This window comes from Serinicoccus sp. CNJ-927, from assembly GCF_001942435.1.
Taxonomy (GTDB): Bacteria; Actinomycetota; Actinomycetes; order Actinomycetales; family Dermatophilaceae; genus Ornithinicoccus; species Ornithinicoccus marinus.
Genome location: NZ_MKKF01000048.1, coordinates 174,545 through 193,463, shown reverse-complemented (window position 1 = coordinate 193,463; position 18,919 = coordinate 174,545). Strand labels below are relative to the sequence as shown.

The 18,919-nt window shown below is 73.3% G+C and carries 14 protein-coding genes and 1 pseudogene; 10 read left to right on the top strand and 5 right to left on the bottom strand.

The window, feature by feature from the left end; all coding sequences use genetic code 11:
- Position 1: 1 nt before the first annotated feature.
- From BJF86_RS13090 to BJF86_RS13080, 3 genes are all read right to left on the bottom strand, one after another.
- Complete coding sequence (locus BJF86_RS13090) at positions 2-589, bottom strand: hypothetical protein (RefSeq protein WP_143553839.1); 588 nt, start codon at positions 587-589, stop codon at positions 2-4.
- A gap of 1 nt (position 590) precedes the next feature.
- The gene (locus BJF86_RS13085; RefSeq protein ID WP_075819547.1) at positions 591-1,829 is read right to left on the bottom strand and encodes a toxic anion resistance protein; all 1,239 of its coding nucleotides are present in this window, start codon (positions 1,827-1,829) and stop codon (positions 591-593) included.
- A gap of 285 nt (positions 1,830-2,114) precedes the next feature.
- Positions 2,115-2,744, bottom strand: coding sequence for a hypothetical protein (locus BJF86_RS13080; protein ID WP_075819546.1), 630 nt, complete (start codon positions 2,742-2,744; stop codon positions 2,115-2,117).
- A gap of 90 nt (positions 2,745-2,834) precedes the next feature.
- On the opposite strand from BJF86_RS13080, the gene BJF86_RS13075 reads away from it, so the two are divergent.
- From BJF86_RS13075 to coaE, 5 genes are all read left to right on the top strand, one after another.
- The gene (locus tag BJF86_RS13075; protein ID WP_237767679.1) at positions 2,835-4,100 is read left to right on the top strand and encodes a DUF445 domain-containing protein; all 1,266 of its coding nucleotides are present in this window, start codon (positions 2,835-2,837) and stop codon (positions 4,098-4,100) included.
- Between the two features lie 166 nt (positions 4,101-4,266).
- Complete coding sequence (locus BJF86_RS13070) at positions 4,267-4,701, top strand: hypothetical protein (RefSeq protein ID WP_143553838.1); 435 nt, start codon at positions 4,267-4,269, stop codon at positions 4,699-4,701.
- 74 nt (positions 4,702-4,775) lie between these two features.
- The gene (gene hrpA, locus BJF86_RS13065) at positions 4,776-8,912 is read left to right on the top strand and encodes an ATP-dependent RNA helicase HrpA (RefSeq protein WP_075819614.1); all 4,137 of its coding nucleotides are present in this window, start codon (positions 4,776-4,778) and stop codon (positions 8,910-8,912) included.
- A 99-nt stretch (positions 8,913-9,011) separates the two neighbouring features.
- A complete protein-coding gene (locus BJF86_RS13060) occupies positions 9,012-9,686 on the top strand; it encodes a VOC family protein (RefSeq protein WP_075819612.1) in 675 nt (224 codons plus the stop codon).
- Entirely contained in the window at positions 9,683-10,501 is an 819-nt protein-coding gene (gene coaE / locus BJF86_RS13055) for a dephospho-CoA kinase (RefSeq protein ID WP_083653080.1), read from the top strand. Before BJF86_RS13060 ends, coaE begins: the two co-directional genes overlap by 4 nt.
- An 18-nt stretch (positions 10,502-10,519) precedes the next feature.
- Here the strand turns inward: coaE and BJF86_RS13050 are convergent, their stop codons facing one another.
- Complete coding sequence (locus BJF86_RS13050) at positions 10,520-12,700, bottom strand: S9 family peptidase (protein ID WP_075819540.1); 2,181 nt, start codon at positions 12,698-12,700, stop codon at positions 10,520-10,522.
- A 98-nt stretch (positions 12,701-12,798) separates the two neighbouring features.
- Here BJF86_RS13050 and BJF86_RS13045 point away from each other — a divergent pair, with 98 nt between their 5' ends.
- Positions 12,799-13,770, top strand: a complete 972-nt coding sequence (locus tag BJF86_RS13045) for a PAC2 family protein (RefSeq protein WP_075819539.1) — start codon at positions 12,799-12,801, stop codon at positions 13,768-13,770.
- Here the strand turns inward: BJF86_RS13045 and BJF86_RS13040 are convergent.
- Positions 13,746-14,390: a hypothetical protein gene (locus BJF86_RS13040; RefSeq protein ID WP_075819537.1), complete on the bottom strand. Its 645-nt coding sequence runs from the start codon at positions 14,388-14,390 to the stop codon at positions 13,746-13,748. The two genes, BJF86_RS13045 and BJF86_RS13040, sit on opposite strands and share 25 nt — an antisense overlap.
- 71 nt (positions 14,391-14,461) lie before the next feature.
- On the opposite strand from BJF86_RS13040, the gene BJF86_RS13035 reads away from it, so the two are divergent.
- From BJF86_RS13035 to BJF86_RS13020, 4 genes and pseudogenes are all read left to right on the top strand, one after another.
- Positions 14,462-15,181, top strand: a complete 720-nt coding sequence (locus tag BJF86_RS13035) for an EcsC family protein (protein WP_083653078.1) — start codon at positions 14,462-14,464, stop codon at positions 15,179-15,181.
- Positions 15,182-15,241: 60 nt separating this feature from the next.
- Positions 15,242-16,411 (top strand): annotated as a pseudogene (locus BJF86_RS19860) (DUF4192 domain-containing protein); the annotation flags it as partial.
- Positions 16,412-16,581: 170 nt separating this feature from the next.
- Positions 16,582-16,989 (top strand): universal stress protein, encoded by a 408-nt coding sequence (locus tag BJF86_RS13025; RefSeq protein ID WP_022924849.1) that lies wholly within the window; start codon positions 16,582-16,584, stop codon positions 16,987-16,989.
- 210 nt (positions 16,990-17,199) lie between these two features.
- On the top strand, positions 17,200-18,888 hold the full coding sequence (locus BJF86_RS13020; protein WP_075819534.1) for an RNA polymerase sigma factor: 1,689 nt from the start codon (positions 17,200-17,202) through the stop codon (positions 18,886-18,888).
- Positions 18,889-18,919 lie beyond the last annotated feature (31 nt).

Below are 18,919 nucleotides of genomic sequence, written 5' to 3'. Positions count from 1 at the left end.
CTCACCGGTCCACCCCTTCCGGCGGCGACAGCGGCTCCCCGTCGGTCGGCGGCGCTGCTGGCACGGGCGCGTGGTCCGCCTCCTCGACGCGCAGCGACCCGCCGGCACCGGCGGACCCGAACTTCTCGGCGATGAACCGGCCCTGGGCGACGAGCTCGCGCGCGTCCTGGCGGTAGACCGCGTCGAAGACCTTGTCCATCGTCAGGCCCAGCAGGTCGAGCTGGTCCACGAGCACCATGAGTGAGGTCTTCGCGCCGTCGACCGGCCGGGTGTCGGCATACCGCCGGGGTAGCCGCTGGTAGGCCCCGACCGCCTCGGGCAGGTAGTCCGTCGCCGTCGCGATGACGGTGTAGCCGAGGTCGCTGCCGCTGAGCTTCTCCAGCCGCGGCACGGTGTCCCGCACCGTGTCGATGACCCTGCTGCCGCGGGCGACGACGACGGAGGGCAGCGCCGCGGAGGCGAGCAGCTCCTCGGTCGAGGCCAGTGCCTGCTCCACGTCCTGCGCCGTCGGCGGCGCGGGCAGGCTCATCCGGTCGTCGGCCGGGGCGGACCGGCCGAGCATCCGGTCCAGCAGGTCGGAGAACCCCACGTCAGCCCCGGCGCGAGGGGCCCGAACCCTCGATGTCCAGCTGGCCCGCCGCGAGGCGCACGTCGGTGCGCTTGGCGCGGTCGAGGTAGCTGCGCGACTTCTCGACCTCGCCCTCGAGCACCCCGATCGTCTGCGACATGCCGTCCAGGGCCTGGACCCGGAACTCGTCGATCGCGTCCATCGTGGCGTAGATGTTGGTGAAGGCGGCCTGCAGCTGGTCCAGCCCCAGCGTGGAGGACGCGGCCTGCTCCTGGATGGCGACGGAGTTGTCGCGCAGCAGCTCACTGGTGCTCTGGATCATCTGGGAGGTGGTCTGGTTGAGCGCGGTGATCTGGTCGAGCACGAGCTTCTGGTTGTTGAGCGCCTGCGCGACGAGCACAGCGGTCCGCAGCGCCGAGACCGTCGTGGTGGAGGCCCGGTCGACGCCCTTGATGAGCTCGATGTTGTTCTTCATGACGATGTCGATCGCGAGGTAGTTCTGGATCGACACGGCGAGCTGGGTGAGCAGGTCCTGGTGCTTCTGCCGGACGTAGAACAGGACGTCCTCGCGCAGCGCCTTGGCGCGCTCGGGGTCGCTGCTGTCCAGCTCGGCGATGGTCGCGGCGACCCTGGCGTCGAGCCGCTCGGCGATGTAGACGTACTGGTTCAGCCGTCCCATCGACTCCCACAGCTGCTGCTTCTCCATGTTGAGCGCGGCGTTGTCCTTGGCGAGCTCGTCCTGGCCGCTCTTGAGCGCGTGCAGGATGGCGTCCAGGTGCTTCTCCGCGGACTCGTACTTCTGGAAGTACTTCGTCAGCCGGTCCGAGAACGGCAGCCGCTCGAACCACTTCTTCACCCCGGTGGCCTGGGCCGGGTCGAGGTCCTCCACCGTGTGCCGCAGCTCGGTGAGGGTCTGCGCGACCTTGGACTCCCGGGACACCCCGCCGGACTGGATCGCGCGGACCGGTGACTTCAGCAACCGGTTGGAGGTCTCGGCCGCCGCCCGGATGTCGGCGTCGCCCATGGTGCGGACGTCAGCCGCGCGCTGGGCGAACTCGGGCGACTTCGTCTCGGTCCCGGTCAGTCCGGCGAGGTAGGTCTCGACCTTGGCGTCCAGGGCGGGCATCGCCTCGGGGTCGACCTGCGGCGCCATCTTCGGCGCGGCCGTCTGGGCGACGGGCTCGGTCGGGCCGGGCGCGGTCAGCACCAACGACTCACCCTCGGGCTCGGGCGCGGCGAGCGGCTGCGGCTGGTCGGTCATCGTCTCTCCTCGGGTGGCCGTGTCGTCGTGCTCCCGCCCCCCGTCAGGATGCGAGGCACACGCTGTGACGCGCCCATTGTGTCGTGCGTTCCACCTTGGCACACGGGGGATACCTCCCGGCGTGCCATCTGTCACCCACCGGGCGCCGCGAGTGGTTGCCCTGCACCCCATCGGCGAAGAGGTCGATTCCGAGACATCCCCGGTGCAGTCGCGCGCTCTCGGGACCGAGGGGGCGCGGCCCGACGCGTGGTCAAGGCGTCATCCACGCCGATGCTGGTGGGAGCCTCAGCGACCCTCGCCCGGCGGGCGGAAGGTGAGCCCCCGCACGCGCGGACGCTCCGTGCCGTGGGCAGGCGGAGTGACCTGACCACCGCTCCCGGTCGGGCCTCCGGCGGACGACGGCGCGCCGGTGCGGGCGCCGTCGCGTCGACCGATCACGAGGCCAGCCCCGACGAGCACGACCCCGACCGCCCCGCCGCCGCCGAACCAGCGGGCAGCCACGCGATGAGCGGCCGTCGGCTCGGCATACCCTGGGGTGAGCCGCAGGTCCGCGTCGTCGGGGGCGCAGTCCACCGTGGTGGAGGCCACCCACGCGGGGACGTCGTAGCGCGCGACCCGGCGCAGCTGCTCGTCGCCGGAGCCCAGGAGCGGGCCCGGACCGACCTCGCCCGAGAGGCCGCCGCCGGCGTCGTCCGTCACGGTGCAGGTCACGTCGGGAGCGGCGTCGGCGTCGTCGCCGACGACCTGCCAGACGATCAGCTCGGCGTCGGACGAACGGCCGACCGTCGTGCCGTCGGCCTCGACGGCGACCGCCGAGTCCAGCGCGCGAGACGGGCTCTGGGCCAGGGAGGCCGCGCCCAGCGAGACCGGCAGGCAGGTGGCAGCCGGCGCCGCCCCGAGCCGCACCCACCTCATCCGCTGACCATACTCGGACTAGGCTGGACCGCCCGGTCGGTCACGTCCGACCGCTCGTCGTCCGCACCGGCATACCTGCAGGAGGGACCCGTGGAAGGCACCGTCGACCAGCAGCGCGCCGTGATCCGACAGGACGACGCGTCGCGCCGTGCCGGGCTGCGGCAGATGCGCACCGTTGCGACCGGGTTGCTCGTGGTCATGGCGGTCATCTACGTGCTGACCCACGGGCGCGACGGGATCTGGGGATACGTCAACGCGGGTGCCGAGGCGGGGATGATCGGGGCGATCGCCGACTGGTTCGCCGTTGTCGCGCTCTTCCGGCACCCGCTCGGGCTGCCGATCCCGCACACCGCTCTGGTCCGTCGGCGCAAGGACGACCTCGGGGCGAGCCTCGAGCAGTTCGTCACCGACAACTTCCTCACCCCGCAGGTGCTGAGGGACAAGCTCCTCGACGCCCAGGTCGTGCACCGGGTCGGCGAGTGGCTGCGCGAGCCCGAGCACGTCGAGCGCGTGGTCTCCGAGGCGGCGCCCTTCCTGCGCCGTGCCGTCGAGCGCCTGGACGAGGACGAGATCCGCACCTTCGTCGACGACGTCGTCCTCCCGCGGGTGCGCGAGGAGCCGCTGTCCCCGGTCGCCGGTCACCTCCTGGAGCGTGTCGTCGAGGACGGCTCGCACCGCGGGCTCGTCGACCTCTTCGCCCGGGAGCTGCACGCCTGGCTCGCCCTGCACCAGGACCAGGTAGAGACGATCGTCCGCTCGCGCGCCCCCGCCTGGGCCCCGACCTGGGTCAACGACCAGGTGACCCGACGGGTCTACACCGAGGTGCTGCGCTGGGCCCGCGACGTCAAGGACGACCCGGAGCACACCGTGCGGCACGCCCTCGACGCCTACCTGGCCGAGCTGGGCCGCGACCTGCAGGAGGACGAGCGGACCCGCGAGCGCTTCGAGTCGCTCAAGGAGCGGGTCCTGGACCACCCGCAGGTGAGCGCGACGGGCGTCGCCCTCGGGGAGACGCTGCGCACCTCCGTCCTCGACGCCCTGGACGACCCGCAGGGGGCGCTGCGCACCCGGATGAGCACCGGGCTGGCGGCACTGGGTCGACAGCTCGTCGACGACGAGCGGCTGCAGGCGCGGCTGGACGCGTGGGTCGCCGACACCGTGGTGTCCCTGGTCCAGCGCTACGGGCCCGAGCTCACCTCGGTCATCTCAGGGACCATCGCGCGATGGGACGCTCGCGAGGCGTCGGACAAGATCGAACTGCACGTCGGTCGCGACCTGCAGTTCATCCGGCTCAACGGCACCGTCGTGGGCGCGCTGGTCGGACTGGTGATCCACGCGGTCTCCCAGCTGCTCTGAGGGGCACCACCGGGCATACCGCCCCTCCGGACCGACGTCGGCCTAGCAGGAGCTTCATCGGCACACATCCCGATGGAGGTCGTGCTACCCCGACGTCGGTCCCAGGTATGCCGGGGCTGTGGACAACTTCTGCGCGACGATCGCGCGCCGGGGCAGGCTGGCCGTCATGAGTTTCGAGAACCTTCCTGATGACTGGCCCGCCCGTCCGCTCGACGACCCGGTGCTGGCCGCCGATGTCGTGGACCTCGTCGTGAGCGACGCCGACCGCGCCGCCGGCGCGCTGGGCTTCCTCCTCTGCCGCCCCGGCGGCACGCTGGCCCAACCCGTCGTGGTGGGGGAGGTGGCGCAGGAGGACCCGACCCAGGTGGTGGCGCGGATGATCCCGGTCATCGCGGACCTGCCGGACACGCCCGGATTCGTCCTGGCGCTCGCCCGCCCGCGTGGCGGGGTCAGTGACGCCGATCGGGCCCTGCACCAGTACGCCCTCGATGCCTGCGAGGACGCCGGGCTGACCCTCTGGGGCACCTTCCTCGCCACCCACGCGGGAGTGACCCACCTGCCGGTCGCCTCCGGCCTGGTGCCCCGCAGCGGCGCGGCCTGAGCCGCAGAGCCGCCGCCGGACCGGGACGCCGCCGCTCGGAAACCCGGTGGTGCCGCCTCGTTAGAGTGGAGGGCGTGCCCGAGCCCGACCGACGTGACCCCGACGCGGGCAGCGGTCGGCAGCAGGGGAGCCGAGGCCGCGCCGGCTCCGGGCGTCGTAGCCGGCGCCGGCCTCGCGGCACAGGGTCACCGACACGCTCGGGCCCTGGGTCGGACCGTCGCTCACGCGGAGCCTCGCGGGAGCAGGCCGCCGCGGCCACCGCCGCACGACGGAAGGCCCAGCCCGCCCGCGGATCATTGCACTACCCGCCCGAGCTGCCCGTCTCCGAGCGGCGCCAGGACCTGCTGCAGACGGTCGCCGAGCACCAGGTGGTGATCGTCGCGGGGGAGACCGGGTCGGGCAAGACCACCCAGCTGCCGAAGATCTGCCTGGAGCTGGGGCGCGGGGTCGAGGGCATGATCGGCCACACCCAGCCGCGCCGGATCGCGGCGCGGTCGGTGGCCGAGCGGGTCAGCGAGGAGCTCGGCGCCGAGCTCGGCACCGTCGTGGGATACCAGGTGCGCTTCACCGACGTCTCCCGCGCGGACACCCTGGTCAAGGTCATGACCGACGGGATCCTGCTCTCGGAGCTCCAGCGCGACCGCGACCTGCGCCGCTACGACACGCTCATCATCGACGAGGCGCACGAGCGCAGCCTCAACATCGACTTCATCCTCGGCTACCTGCGCCGGCTGCTCCCGCGACGACCCGACCTCAAGGTGATCATCACCTCGGCCACCATCGACGTCGAGCGCTTCGCGGAGTTCTTCGCCGACGAGCAGGGGCGGCCGGCACCGGTCATCGAGGTCTCCGGCCGCACCTACCCGGTCGAGGTCCGCTACCGGCCGCTCACCCGTGAGGAGCCGCCGCGGGGCCGTGGGGCCGACGCCGAGCCCCGGCAGGTCGAGATCGACCAGGTCACCGGGGTGGTCGAGGCGGTCGAGGAGCTGTGGACCGAGGACACCGGGCGCGACGGCGCGGGCGAGGACGTGCTCGTCTTCTGCTCCGGCGAGCGGGAGATCCGGGACGTCTGCGACGCGCTCGCCGGGCTCGACCTGCCCGACACCGAGGTGCTGCCGCTCTACGGCCGGCTGTCCGCCGCCGAGCAGCACCGCGTCTTCGCCCGGCATACCGGCCGACGCATCGTCGTCTCCACCAACGTCGCCGAGACCTCGCTCACCGTCCCCGGCATCCGGTATGTCGTGGACACCGGCACCGCGCGGATCAGCCGCTACAGCCAGCGGCTCAAGGTGCAGCGGCTGCCGATCGAGCCGATCAGCCAGGCCTCGGCCAACCAGCGGGCCGGGCGCTGCGGGCGCCTCGCCGACGGCATCGCGATCCGGCTCTACAGCGAGGAGGACTTCGCGAGCCGGCCCGAGTTCACCGACCCCGAGATCCTGCGGACCAACCTGGCCAGCGTCATCCTGCAGATGACCAACCTGGGCCTGGGCGAGATCGAGAAGTTCGGCTTCCTCGAGCCGCCGGACCCGCGGCAGGTCGCCGACGGAGTCCGGCTGCTCACCGAGCTGCAGGCCATCGACCCCAAGGCACCCGCGCACCTGCCGCGCCAGCGCCTCACCCCCTACGGCCGGGCCATCGTCGGCCTGCCGGTCGACCCCCGGCTCGCGCGGATGCTCCTCGAGGCCGAGCGGCAGGGGGCTCTCACGGAGGTGCTCGTCGTCGTCGCGGCGCTGTCCATGCAGGACGTGCGCGAGCGACCCTCGGACCGGCAGCAGCAGGCGGACCAGGCGCACGCCCGCTTCCGCCGCGCGGGCGGTGCGCAGGGCCCGCCGAACCCTCGACAGCCGGCATCGAAGGACACGACCGCCAAGGACGCCAAGGACGTCGTCGACAGCGACTTCCTCGTCGTCCTCAACCTCTGGCGCTACCTCCAGCGGCAGCAGAAGCAGCTGTCCGGCAGCGCCTTCCGGCGGATGTGCAAGGCCGAGTTCCTGCACTACCTGCGGGTGCGGGAGTGGCAGGACCTGCACACCCAGCTGAAGCGGGCCGTCAAGCAGCTGGGGATGGAGCTCAACCAGCACCCGGCCACCAGCGACCAGGTGCACTCCTCGCTGCTCACCGGGCTGCTGTCCAACGTGGGGATGTGGGAACGCGAGGCACGGGCATACCTCGGCGCCCGCAACGCCCGCTTCGTCATCCAGCCCGGCTCCGTCCTCCATCGGAGGAACCCCGAGTGGGTGATGAGCGCCGAGCTCGTCGAGACGACGCGGCTGTGGGCGCGGACCAACGCGGTCATCGACCCGGCCGAGGTGGAGCGAGCCGCCGCGCACCTGGTCAAGCGGTCTTACAGCGAGCCCCGCTGGTCGCGCTCGGCCGGGTCGGCGGTCGCGGACGAGCGGGTGACGCTCTACGGCATACCCCTCATCGCGGGGCGTGCCGTGCCGATGGGGCGGATCGACCCGGAGACCGCGCGCGACCTCTTCATCCGGCAGGGGCTGGTCGAGGAGGACTGGGAGACGCGGCACGACTTCTTCCACGCCAACCGGCGGCTGGTGCGCGAGCTGGGCCAGCTCGAGGAGCGGGCGCGGCGCCGCGACATCCTCGTCGACGACGAGACGCTCGTCGAGTTCTACTCCGCCCGGATCCCGGAGCAGGTGGTGTCCGGCGCGCACTTCGACACCTGGTGGAAGACGGCACGCCGCGAGGACCCGCAGCTGCTGACCTTCACCGAGGACCTCCTCGTGGGCGACGCCGGCGACCGCGTGAGCGGACTGAGCGTCGACTTCCCCACCGAGCGGACCCAGGGCGAGCTGACCTTCGGGCTGACCTACCAGTTCGAGCCGGGCGCGGACGCCGACGGGGTCACCGCGCACCTGCCCGTCGAGGTGCTCAACCAGGTGCAGGACGAGGGTTTCGACTGGCTTGTGCCAGGGATGCACGAGGAGCTGGTGACGGCGCTGGTGAAGGCGCTGCCCAAGGACGTGCGCCGCAACTTCGTGCCGGCGCCGGACCACGCGCGCGCCGCGCTCCGGGGTATGCGCGAGGCCGGCGTGGTCGGGCAGGTCCCGGTCCGGGAGGCGCTGGCGGCCGAGCTCACCGGCCGCGGCCTGGTGCGGGTGGACCCCGCGGACATGCCGTGGGAGAGGGTGCCGGACCACCTGCGGATGACCTTCCGGGTCGAGCGCGCGGTGCGGCCGGGCGGGGGCAAGGGTCGGGGCCGGCGGCGCGGACGGGCCGAGGTGCTCGGCGAGGGCAAGGACCTCGCGGCCCTGCAGGAGCAGCTGGCGCCCGCGGTGCGCAGCTCGATGGCTGCCGCGGCCTCGGGCGTGGAGCGCACCGGCCTGACGGTCTGGCCCGCCGACCTCGACCCGTTGCCCGAGACCTTCACCCGGCAGGTGGGGCCGCGCGAGGTGCAGGGCTACCCGGCGCTCGTCGACACCGGCGACGCGGTGGACGTGCGCGTGCTCGCGACGCGCTCGGAGGCGGACCGGGAGACCCGGCGCGGGGTGCGGCGGTTGCTGCTGCTGGGCACGACACCGCCGTGGAAGCGGCTGCTGGCGTTGCTCTCCAACAGCCAGAAGCTCTCGCTCGGCCACAACCCGCACGGCTCGGTGCCCGCCCTGCTCGAGGACGCGCTCGCCGCGGCGGTCGACTCGGTCGTGGCCGAGCAGCCGGGGGCCACGGTGCGCACGCCCGCGCAGTTCGAGGCGGCGCTGGCCGGGGTGCGGCAGCAGAGCGTGCCGCGGGTGCTGGAGATCGTGGAGTCGCTCGTCCCGATCCTCGACACGGCGCGCGAGGTCTCGCTGCGGCTGCAGCGCCTGGACGCCCCAGCCGCGGCGGACCTCGCCACCGACCTGCGGCGACAGCTCGACGCACTCGTGCGGCCCGGCTTCGTGACCGACGTCGGGTATGCCCGGCTGCCGCGGATGGTGGTGTGGCTGCGGGCGATGGCCGAGCGGCTCGACAAGGGGGTGCAGGACCTGCCCCGGGACCGGCAGCGGATGGAGGACGTCGGAGTCGTCGAGTCCGAGCTCGCGTCCTTCCTCGATGCCTTGCCCCCGCACCGTCGGGAGGACCCCGACGTCCGCGAGGTGGTGTGGTCACTGCAGGAGCTGCGGGTCTCGCTCTTCGCCCAGCGCCTCGGCACGCCCGCCCCGGTCTCGCCGAAGCGGATCTACGCTGCGATGGATCGCGCCGAGGCCGCCGGCTAGGGCCGCTGGTACTCGCTGACCCAGATCCACGAGGACCTCGTACCGTCCGGTCGGTCGACGCGGACCGTGCGGCCGGTCGGGATCTGGCAGAGTCGCGGTATGTCCTCCGAGACGCTGACCGACCACGCGCTGTCCACCGACCCCGAGCTCGCCGACTGGCGGGTGCTGCTCGGGAGGCTGCAGACCCGCTTCGCCTCGCCGGACTTCTCGACCGGGGCCCGGCTGGTGTCGCGGATCGCCGAGCTCGCCGACGAGCTGGACCACCATCCCGACGTCGACCTGCGCTACCCGCACGTCACCGTCTCCACGGTCAGCCACGACGTCGGTGCGCTCACCACGCGCGACCGGGCGCTCGCCGTCGCGATCACCGCCGCCGCCGCCGAGCTCGGGCTGGACGCCACGCCGCAGGAGGTCGCGGCGCTGGAGATCGCGCTCGACGTCACCGACGCCCCGTCGGTCGAGCCGTTCTGGGCGGCCGTGCTCGGGTACGCCGAGGCCGGCGAGCACCAGCTCGAGGACCCGGCGGGGCGGCTGGCCCCGATGTGGTTCCAGCAGATGGACGACGGCCGGACCCAGCGGGGCCGCTTCCACCTCGACATCACCGTCCCGCACGACCTCGCGCAGGAGCGGGTCGCTGCGGCGCTCGCCGCCGGCGGCACCCTGGTCACCGACGAGTTCGCCCCGTCGTGGTGGGTCCTCGCCGACGCCGAGGGCAACGAGGCCTGCGTCTGCACCTGGCAGGGGCGCGAGGGCAGCGGCGAGACCTCGTCATGACTTTGCGCGTCGGGCTCTCCGGCGGCATCGGGTCGGGCAAGTCGACGGTCTCGGCCCTGCTCGCGGACCTCGGCGCGGTGGTGGTCGACGCGGACGCCGTGGCGCGCCAGGTCGTCGAGCCGGGTATGCCCGCCCTCGCGCAGATCTCCGAGCGGTTCGGGCCGGAGGTGCTGGCACCCGACGGGTCGCTCGACCGGCCCGCGCTGGGCCGGGTCGTCTTCGGCGACGAGCAGGCCCGGCGTGACCTGGAGGCCATCACCCACCCGCAGATCCGGCGCCGCTCCGCCGAGCTCATGGCCGCGGCACCGGACGACGCGGTCGTCGTCCACGACATCCCGCTGCTGGTCGAGCTGGGGATGGCCGCCGACTACGCGCTCACGGTGATCGTCGACGTGCCCGAGGGCGAGCGGGTGCGACGACTGGTGCAGGACCGCGGCATGGACGAGCAGGCGGCCGGCGACCGGGTGCGGGCCCAGGCCGACGACGCCGCCCGCGCCGCGGCCGCCGACGTGCTGCTCGACAACACGGGCACCAGGGACGACCTGCGACGACGAGTCACCGAGCTCTGGCACGAGCGGCTGCTGCCCTTCGAGGCGTCGCTGCGCTCGCGGACCCCTCCCGAGGGCGCCCGCGAGCCCGCCCCCGGCAGCCCGGAGCACGAGCGGCTCGCGGCGCGGGCCCGCAGCGGCACCGACCCGGACGCGCTGCGGCGCCGGGGGATCGTGCCCGCCCCGGACGGCAGCGGGTCGCTCATCTGGTGCTGCCCGCCGGCGCCGCTGCTCTGGTCGCCCGGCGTCACCGCCGCCGAGGGGTAGCCGGCCCGGCCGGCCCGGTCAGGACGCGCCGGGGGAGCCGTCCTCGCGCGAGCCGTCCTTCGTCGGCGGGGTCAGGCCGAGGTGCTCCGCCGCGGGGGGCCGCTCCTCGCCGAGGACGTGCTCGGCGAGGAAGGCGCTGACGGTGGCATACCAGACGGTGGCGTGCTGGGGCTTGAGGATCCAGTGGTTCTCCTGCGGGAAGAAGAGGAACCGGTGCGGGGTCGTGCCGTCCTCCGCCTGCGGCAGCCCGGAGCGCGAGAGCAACTCGTACCACAGCCGCAGGCCCTCACCGATCGGCACGCGGTAGTCCTTGTCCCCGTGGATGACCAGCATCGGGGTGACGATGTCCCCGACGAAGCGGTGCGGGCTGTTGGCCTGCGCCATCTCCGAGGTCATCTCCCGCTGCCAGTAGAACGCGGCGTCTGTCGTCGGCCCGAAGCCGTCCAGGGCCCAGAGCGAGGCGTGCGTGACGACCGCCCGGAATCGGTCGGTGTGCCCGGCGATCCAGTTGGCCATGTAGCCGCCGAAGGAGCCGCCCATCGCCGCGGTCCGGTCGGCGTCGAGGTCGTCTCGTGCCAGGGCCGCGTCGGTGATCGCCATGAGGTCGGTGTAGGGCGCCTGGCCCCACGCGCCCCACCCGCGCTGCACGAAGTCCTGCCCGTAGCCGGTCGAGAGCGCCGGGTCGGGCAGCAGCACGGCATACCCCTGCGCGGTCATCAACCACGGGTTCCACCGCCAGGTCCAGGCGTTCCACGACCCGAGCGGACCGCCGTGCACCCACAGCAGCAGCGGGTGTCCGACGTCCGACGCCGGCTCACCCTCCGGGAGAGCCAGCCAGGCGCGGACCCGGCTGCCGTCCTCCGCGGTGGTCTCGACCTCCTCCAGCCGGCCCGGGAGCGTCGGTCGCTCGGCCGGCCCGGGGAGGCGGGTGACCTCGCCGGTGGCCAGGTCGAGGCGGGCGAGCTCGGGTGGGAAGAGGTAGGACGAACGCACGCCGTAGGCGGTGGCGCCGTCGGGGGAGAGCACCAGCTCGCTCCACGCGGCGTCGTCCTGGGTGAGCTGGGTGACCTCGGCGGTGGCGACGTCGATCCGGAAGACCGGCCGCCGACCCTCGCTGTCGGCGAGCGCGATCACCGAGGCGCCGTCCGGGGTCCACGCGACCGGCTGCGCCCAGCGGTCCCAGTCGTGGGCCAACGGCGTGGTCTCGCCGGTCGTGGTGTCCATGAGGTGCAGCCGGGGGCGCGGTGCGCTCGTCGGCGAGGTGATCTCGCTGATGACGACGACGGCGCTGGCGCCGTCCGGGCTCACCGGTCCCGCGTGCGCGTCGTGGCCCGGCGTGTCGACGAGGGTGCGCGTCCGGCCGCTGTCAAGGTCCACCCGCACGACACCCTCGCGCAGGTCCGCCCGTCCCTGGGTCACGGTGAGCCCGACGAGCGCGAAGCTCCCGTCCGGCGCGACGACGGGGCTGGGCTCGTGCAGGGGTGTCGGCAGGTCGCCGGTGAGCAGGCGCAGGTGCACCTCGCGGGCTCGGTCGACGGTTCCGGGAAGGTCGGCGGGTGCCTCGTGGTCCGTGTCCTCCGGGACCGCCTCGACACCCGCTGCGGGACCGTCGTCCAGGGCGAAGACCTGCGGCCGCGCCGGGCCGAGGTCGTGGTCCCAGTAGCGGATCGGGTAGGACGTGTGCAGGATCGCGTCGACCTCGGCCTTGCGGCGGCTCGCGGACAGCTGTGCGTGCTCCCCCTCCGTGGACGCCCCCGGCAGCAGCCCCGCGACGACGAGGACGCGATCGGCGTCCCGGGCGGTCGCCACCGCGTCGACGCCGCCGGGGCGGCTCAGCACGACCCGCGCCTCCCCGCCGCGGCGCGGGATGGTCCACAGCGCCGCGCCGGCAGCGGAGCTCTCGGCGGCGTCGTCCTGCTGGCCGTCCGGGTCCGGGCGGGCGGAGGTGAAGTAGAGGTCGCCGTCGGCGGCGAAGGCCCCGCCGCTCTCGCCCTTGGCGCTGCGCGTGATGCGGTATGCCGCTCGCTCGCCCGTCGGGTCGACCTCCCACAGCGCCGAGACGTAGCCGGTCCCGGCGCCGTTGAGGGTCGCCACAGAGGTGACCAGGCGGGTGCCGTCGGGGCTCAGCGCGAGGCCGGAGACACGGGGGAGGGCGACGTAGTGGGACAGGTCGTGGAAGGGCGTCCGGGGGGAGGGCATACCTCGTTCCTATCATCGGCGCCCGCACGTCTCGCGCGGACATGGAATCCTGGGTGCCGGACCGACGTTGTGCTGGGCAGACCCCGAGAGGAGACACCGTGACGACGCACTCGCCGCTGTTCCGGCTGGAGGCTGACGCCGCCCGCCAGCCGCAGCCCGCCCCGCTGCTGCTGGTCTCGCTGGACGGCTTCCTCGACGCCGGCCAGGTGCGCTCGACCCTGGCCGAGCACCTGCTGGACACCCTCGAGCACGAGGTCGTCGCGACCTTCGACGTCGACGAGATGGTCGACTACCGGTCGCGGCGCCCGTTGATGACCTTCGACTCCGACCACTACACCGACTACGACGACCCCTCGCTCATCCTCTACCGGATGGTGGATGCCGCGGGCGAGCCGTTCCTGCTCCTGCACGGGGTGGAGCCGGACTACCGGTGGGAGGGCTTCGTCGAGGCGGTGCGCCAGCTCGGGATGGCCTTCGGGGTGCGACGGATGGTCAGCGCCCACGGCATCCCGATGGCGGTGCCGCACACGCGGCCGGTCGGCACCACCCGCTTCGCCAGCGACAACTCGGTGCTCGGGGACTACACCCCCATCTTCGGACAGGTCCGCATCCCCTCCAGCGCGGACTCGCTGCTGCACCTGCGGCTGGCCGAGTCCGGCCTGCTCACCATGGGGGTCGCGGTCCACGTGCCGCACTACCTCGCCGAGACGCAGTTCGGCGACGCCGTCGTCGCGGCGGCGGACACCCTCATGGACCTCACCGGTCTGGTGCTGCCCACCAAGGAGCTCGTGGCCATGGCCGGGCTGACCCGGGGCCGCATCGAGGAGGAGCTGGCCAGCAACGACGAGGCGCGCGAGGTCGTCGAGGGGCTGGAGCAGCGCTACGACCACTTCATCGAGGGCCAGCGGCGCAAGAGCCTGCTCGCGGCCGAGGTGGCCAACCTGCCCAGCGCCGACGAGATCGGTGCCCAGCTCGAGGCCTTCCTGCGCGACCCGGAGGCCGCCGACGAGACGGACGAGTCCGACGACGACGCCCCGCCCGCGGATCAGGGCGGCGGCGGCAGGTCGTAGCGAGGCCCCGTGGGCCCGCCCTGCGGTGGGCCGGACGGCGGCGGTCCGTAGGGATCCCGCGGCGGCGGAGCGGTGCGCGGGTCCAGGGTGTATGCCCCAGGGTCCCGGCCCTTCTCCGGCTCGCTCCGGCGCCGGGCGAGCACCGCCAGCGCGGCGCAGGCCAGACCCAGCGGCAGCAGGAGGAGGCCGAGGGTGAGCCCGGTGCCCCCGCGCAGGCCCGTCGGGGCGGTGGCCGGCCCGAACGGTCCGGCGTAGACGGTGTCCTCGGTGTCGCAGACGAGCGGCAGGTCGCCGGTCGGATGGCCGGCCGGGGTGCGCGCGACCTCGTGGAACTGCTCGCCCCCCACCTGGATGGTGAAGTCCTCCGCCGGCCGCTCCAGGGTCTCGGCGTCCAAGGTGCAGACCGTGCCGGCCCGCGTGCCGGCGCTGCGCGACCAGACGGACAGGCCGTCCGCACCCACGCTGACCCGGTCCCCGGCGACCACCCCCACCATGTCCGCGCTCGCGCGGTCGCGCGAGCCGAGGACCCCCAGCACGAGCAGGACCAGGCCCGCCACGGTGAGCAGCGCCGCCAGCGGCCAGAGGACCCGCGCCCCCGGCGGCCGCTGCGGAGACGTCATACCGCGCAACCTAACGCACCCCGTGTCAGGATGAGGCGCAGACAGGCCCCCCAGACGTGAGGAGACATGACGTGGCTCGACGTGAGTCCGAGGTCGCGACCGACAACCCCGAGGCGCCCGAGGACGGGCCGCTCGACAACCTGGCCAACGCCTTCGTCGGCAAGCTGCTCGACTTCGGCGTGGACGGGGTGGGGCCGCTGCAGTCCTCCAGCCAGGTGCTGGTCAAGGCGCGCCGGGAGAAGGGCCAGGACGACGAGAAGGTCGTGGACGAGATCGTCTCCGACCACATCAAGAAGGCCGCCGTCGGCGGTTTCGTGACCGGCGTCGGCGGCATCTTCACGATGCCGGTGGCGATCCCGGTCAACGTGCTGGAGTTCTACACCCTCGCGACCCGGATGGTGGCGGCCATCGCCGAGCACCGCGGCTACGACGTGAAGAGCAAGGAGGCGCGCGCCGCCGTGCTCCTCTCGCTCGTCGGCGCGGACGCGGACGACCTCATGCGCAAGGCGGGCATCTCGACGGCCGCCGGCCTCACCGGGTCCGGGCGGCTCGCGACGCTGGCGATGTCGAGGCTGCCCAAGGCCGCGTCCATGATGGTCAACAAGGCGGTCGGCTTCCGGCTGCTCACCACCGTCGGCGGCAAGGCCCTGGGGCGGCTCATCCGCTTCGTCCCGGTCGCGGGCGGCGTCATCGGGGCCGGTCTCGACGGCTACCTCATGAAGCGGATCGCCGACCATGCGCGCGCGGAGTTCGCGCCGCGGCCGGAGGTGGCGGGCGAGCAGCCGGGCTGAGTTATCCACAGATCGCGAGCGGGCCCGCCACGGCGGGCCCGCTCGCGGCACGCTGGGGGTATGACGACACACGAGCCCGGGGGGCGCTCGCGTCGGCACGACGCTGCCGCTGACCACGACGCCCACGACCACGACGACGCCCAGGACCACGACGCCCACGACGACGACGGCGCCCCTGACCAGCGCGGCCGCCGCGACCACGACGAGGACGATCACCCGTCGCGAGCCACGACGACCTCGGCCCGGCTGCGCGGCGCCGAGCAGCTGATCGCCGTCCTGCCGCAGCTCATCGGCTACCAGATCGACCACAGCGTGGTCGTGGTGGCGGTCCGTCTCGGCGGACCGCACGGCCGGTCCGTGGGGCAGATGATCTTCACCGGTCGGCTGGACCTCCCGCCGCTCGAGGCGATGAGCGACCACCTCGACAGCATCCGGACGGCGCTGCTGCAGGCGGACGACGGGTCACCGGGGCCGGTCCTGCTCACCGTCGTGGGCTACGACCTCCCGGAGCGGGAGCCGGGCCACGTCGACGAGGAGCACGTGCTCGCCCTGGAGGCCGCGGCCGATCGCCTGGCAGACACCACCGGTGCTCACGTGCACGACCTGCTGCTGGTGCGTGATGAGGGGCGGGAGACCTATGGCGTCCGGCGCGACGGCGAGCACGTGCCGCCGCCGGAGCGAGGCTGGAGACCGACCCCGCCGACCGCGGACGTTCCGGTCGCCGCCGATCTCGTGCTGCAGGGCCGCGTCGCCCTGCCCAGCCGGGCGGCCCTCGCCGAGCTGGTGCGTCGCCGGGACGAGCCGGCGGCGCGGGCCACCGCCCTGGCCCTCGGGATCCTCGACCTCGACCCGACCCGACACGACCCCGGCGCGATGCTGCGGGCGCTGACGGCCTGGCTGACCGACGGTGTCCCGCCGACGGCGGGCCAGCGCGCCGGCATCGCCTGGACGCTCGCCGACCGGGAGGCGCGCGACGCCGTCCTGGCCCGCTGGCTGCCCGAGCTCGGCTGGGACGACGGCCTCGGGCAGGACGGCGCGAGAGACCTGTGCGCGGGGCTGGCCGCCTTCCCCGGCGAGGGATGGCGGGAGCCGGTCGGGCGGCTGCTGGCCCTGGCGGGGGAGGTGCCGCACCCCTTCGACAGCGCGGTCCTGACGATGGTGGCGATGGTCTCCTGGGTGCGCGGCGACGGCACCCTCGCCAACGAGGCCGTCGACACCGCGCTCGAGCGGGACCCCCGGTATACCCTCGCCCGGCTCCTGCGCCGGATGCTGGAGGCCGGCCTGCGGCCACCGCGCGGGGCGGGCGCGGGGCTCGTCCGGACCGACGCTCGGGAGGCCGACCGGCCGCGTGAGGTTGTAGCCTCTCGGCGAAGGCAGTCACCGTCAGGAGGTCCACGTCCATGTCGATCATCGTTGGCTACATCCCCACGCGCGAGGGCCGCGCGGCCCTGGTCGCGGCGCGCACCGAGGCGCTGCTGCGCAAGGTCAAGCTCGTCGTGGTCAACTCCCACCGCGGCGGCAGGGACTTCGACGCGGGGGAGGCGCGGCGGTTCGAGGAGGAGCTGGAGTCCGTGGCCAGCGACCTGGACGGCGCGGGGATCGAGCACGAGGTCCGGGCGCTCGCGCGGGGCAACGAGCCGGCCGAGGACCTCATCGAGGTGGCCGCGGAGTCGGACGCCGACCTCATCGTCATCGGGCTGCGTCGCCGGACCCCGATCGGCAAGCTCATCCTCGGCTCCAACGCCCAGCGGATCCTGCTGGAGGCGCAGTGCCCGGTCCTGGCGGTCAAGGCCGGCGAAGGCGACTGAGGCGCGTCCTGGCCGCGGCCTGCACCGCCGGTCACCCCGTCGGCAGGGCTGCTGCGGGCGGCGGGAATGTGTCATCGCCCCGCAGGGTTTTATAATGGTGTGAGTCGCGTGCCGCACCCGGCACCGCTCACCACTTCCTGTTCCGCGTCGGGGCGCCCTGCTGCCCCGGCTGCGGCATACCTGCGTCGTCAGAAAGAGTTGGTTCAGCCCGTGACAGCCAGGACGTCCCGCACCAGCACCCCTGAGCTCCCGCCCGCCTTCGAGCACGAGGCCCTGCGTGCCCTGCTGGCCTCCGGGACCGAGCAGGGCTACGTCGAGGCCGACCAGATCAAGACCGCCCTGGAGGCGGCGGAGGTCACCGCTGCCGCGACCCAGAAGAAGGTGCTGCGCGTCTTCAGCGACCAGGCGATCGAGGTGCGCGCGGCCGAGCCGGCCCCGGCGCGGCGGCGCAGCTCCACGACGAAGAAGAAGGCGGCTGCCACCAAGGGGACGTCCACGGGCTCCGGGACGATGAAGAAGACGTCGGCCGCCGCGCAGGGCTCGACCTCGACGAAGGCCGCGACCCCGTCGAAGAAGGCCGCGGCGTCGACGACGTCCAGCACGAGCAAGAGCACCACCAGCAAGAGCGCGTCCTCGGGCGCGAGCGCCGCGAAGAAGAGCACGCCGGCGTCGACGAAGAGCTCGGGCAGCACCCGGGCCGCGGCCAAGACTGCGTCGAAGACCCAGGAGGGCTCCGCGTCCGCGACCCCGACCAAGACCGGCGGCACCGGGCGGCGGAAGAAGAAGGACGTCGTCGAGGAGATCGTCGGGACCGACGCCACCGACCCGGCCGAGGTCGAGGACGCCGAGGACGCCGACGACGCGGCCGAGACCGAGACCCCCGAGGCGGCGAAGACCAAGACGCCGGCCACGAAGGGCGACGAGGACAGCTTCACCCTGTCCACGGCCGACGACGACGACGCCCCGGCCCAGCAGGTCGTGACGGCCGGCGCGACCGCGGACCCGGTCAAGGACTACCTCAAGCAGATCGGCAAGGTCGCCCTCCTCAACGCCGAGCAGGAGGTCGAGCTCGCCAAGCGGATCGAGGCCGGCCTGTTCGCCGAGGAGAAGCTCAACTCGGGCGAGAAGGTCGAGGCCAAGCTCAAGCGTGAGCTGTGGTGGATCTCCAACGACGGCAAGAACGCCAAGAACCACCTGCTCGAGGCCAACCTGCGGCTGGTCGTCTCGCTGGCGAAGCGGTATACCGGCCGCGGCATGCTCTTCCTGGACCTCATCCAGGAGGGCAACCTCGGCCTCATCCGCGCGGTCGAGAAGTTCGACTACACCAAGGGCTACAAGTTCTCCACCTACGCCACGTGGTGGATCCGGCAGGCCATCACCCGAGCCATGGCCGACCAGGCCCGCACCATCCGCATCCCGGTGCACATGGTCGAGGTCATCAACAAGCTGGCTCGCGTGCAGCGGCAGATGCTGCAGGACCTCGGGCGCGAGCCCACCCCGGAGGAGCTCGCCGCCGAGCTGGACATGACCCCGGAGAAGGTCGTCGAGGTCCAGAAGTACGGCCGCGAGCCCATCTCGCTGCACACCCCGCTGGGCGAGGACGGCGACAGCGAGTTCGGCGACCTCATCGAGGACTCCGAGGCCGTGGTGCCGGCGGACGCGGTGTCGTTCACGCTCCTGCAGGAGCAGCTGCACTCGGTGCTCGACACCCTGTCCGAGCGCGAGGCCGGTGTGGTCTCGATGCGCTTCGGTCTCTCCGACGGCCAGCCCAAGACGCTGGACGAGATCGGCAAGGTCTACGGCGTCACCCGCGAGCGGATCCGGCAGATCGAGTCCAAGACGATGTCCAAGCTGCGGCACCCGTCGCGCTCGCAGGTCCTGCGCGACTACCTGGACTGAGCCGACCGGGACCGACCGCGTGTCCCGGACG

Excerpts from the sequence above, each read along its gene's own strand:
- BJF86_RS13085 (WP_075819547.1), bottom strand. The coding sequence starts at position 1,829 with ATGACCGACCAGCCGCAGCCGCTCGCCGCGCCCGAGCCCGAGGGTGAG.
- BJF86_RS13080 (WP_075819546.1), bottom strand. The coding sequence starts at position 2,744 with ATGAGGTGGGTGCGGCTCGGGGCGGCGCCGGCTGCCACCTGCCTGCCG.
- BJF86_RS13070 (WP_143553838.1), top strand. The coding sequence starts at position 4,267 with ATGAGTTTCGAGAACCTTCCTGATGACTGGCCCGCCCGTCCGCTCGAC.
- BJF86_RS13060 (WP_075819612.1), top strand. The coding sequence starts at position 9,012 with ATGTCCTCCGAGACGCTGACCGACCACGCGCTGTCCACCGACCCCGAG.
- coaE (WP_083653080.1), top strand. The coding sequence starts at position 9,683 with ATGACTTTGCGCGTCGGGCTCTCCGGCGGCATCGGGTCGGGCAAGTCG.
- BJF86_RS13050 (WP_075819540.1), bottom strand. The coding sequence starts at position 12,700 with ATGCCCTCCCCCCGGACGCCCTTCCACGACCTGTCCCACTACGTCGCC.
- BJF86_RS13040 (WP_075819537.1), bottom strand. The coding sequence starts at position 14,390 with ATGACGTCTCCGCAGCGGCCGCCGGGGGCGCGGGTCCTCTGGCCGCTG.
- BJF86_RS13025 (WP_022924849.1), top strand. The coding sequence starts at position 16,582 with ATGTCGATCATCGTTGGCTACATCCCCACGCGCGAGGGCCGCGCGGCC.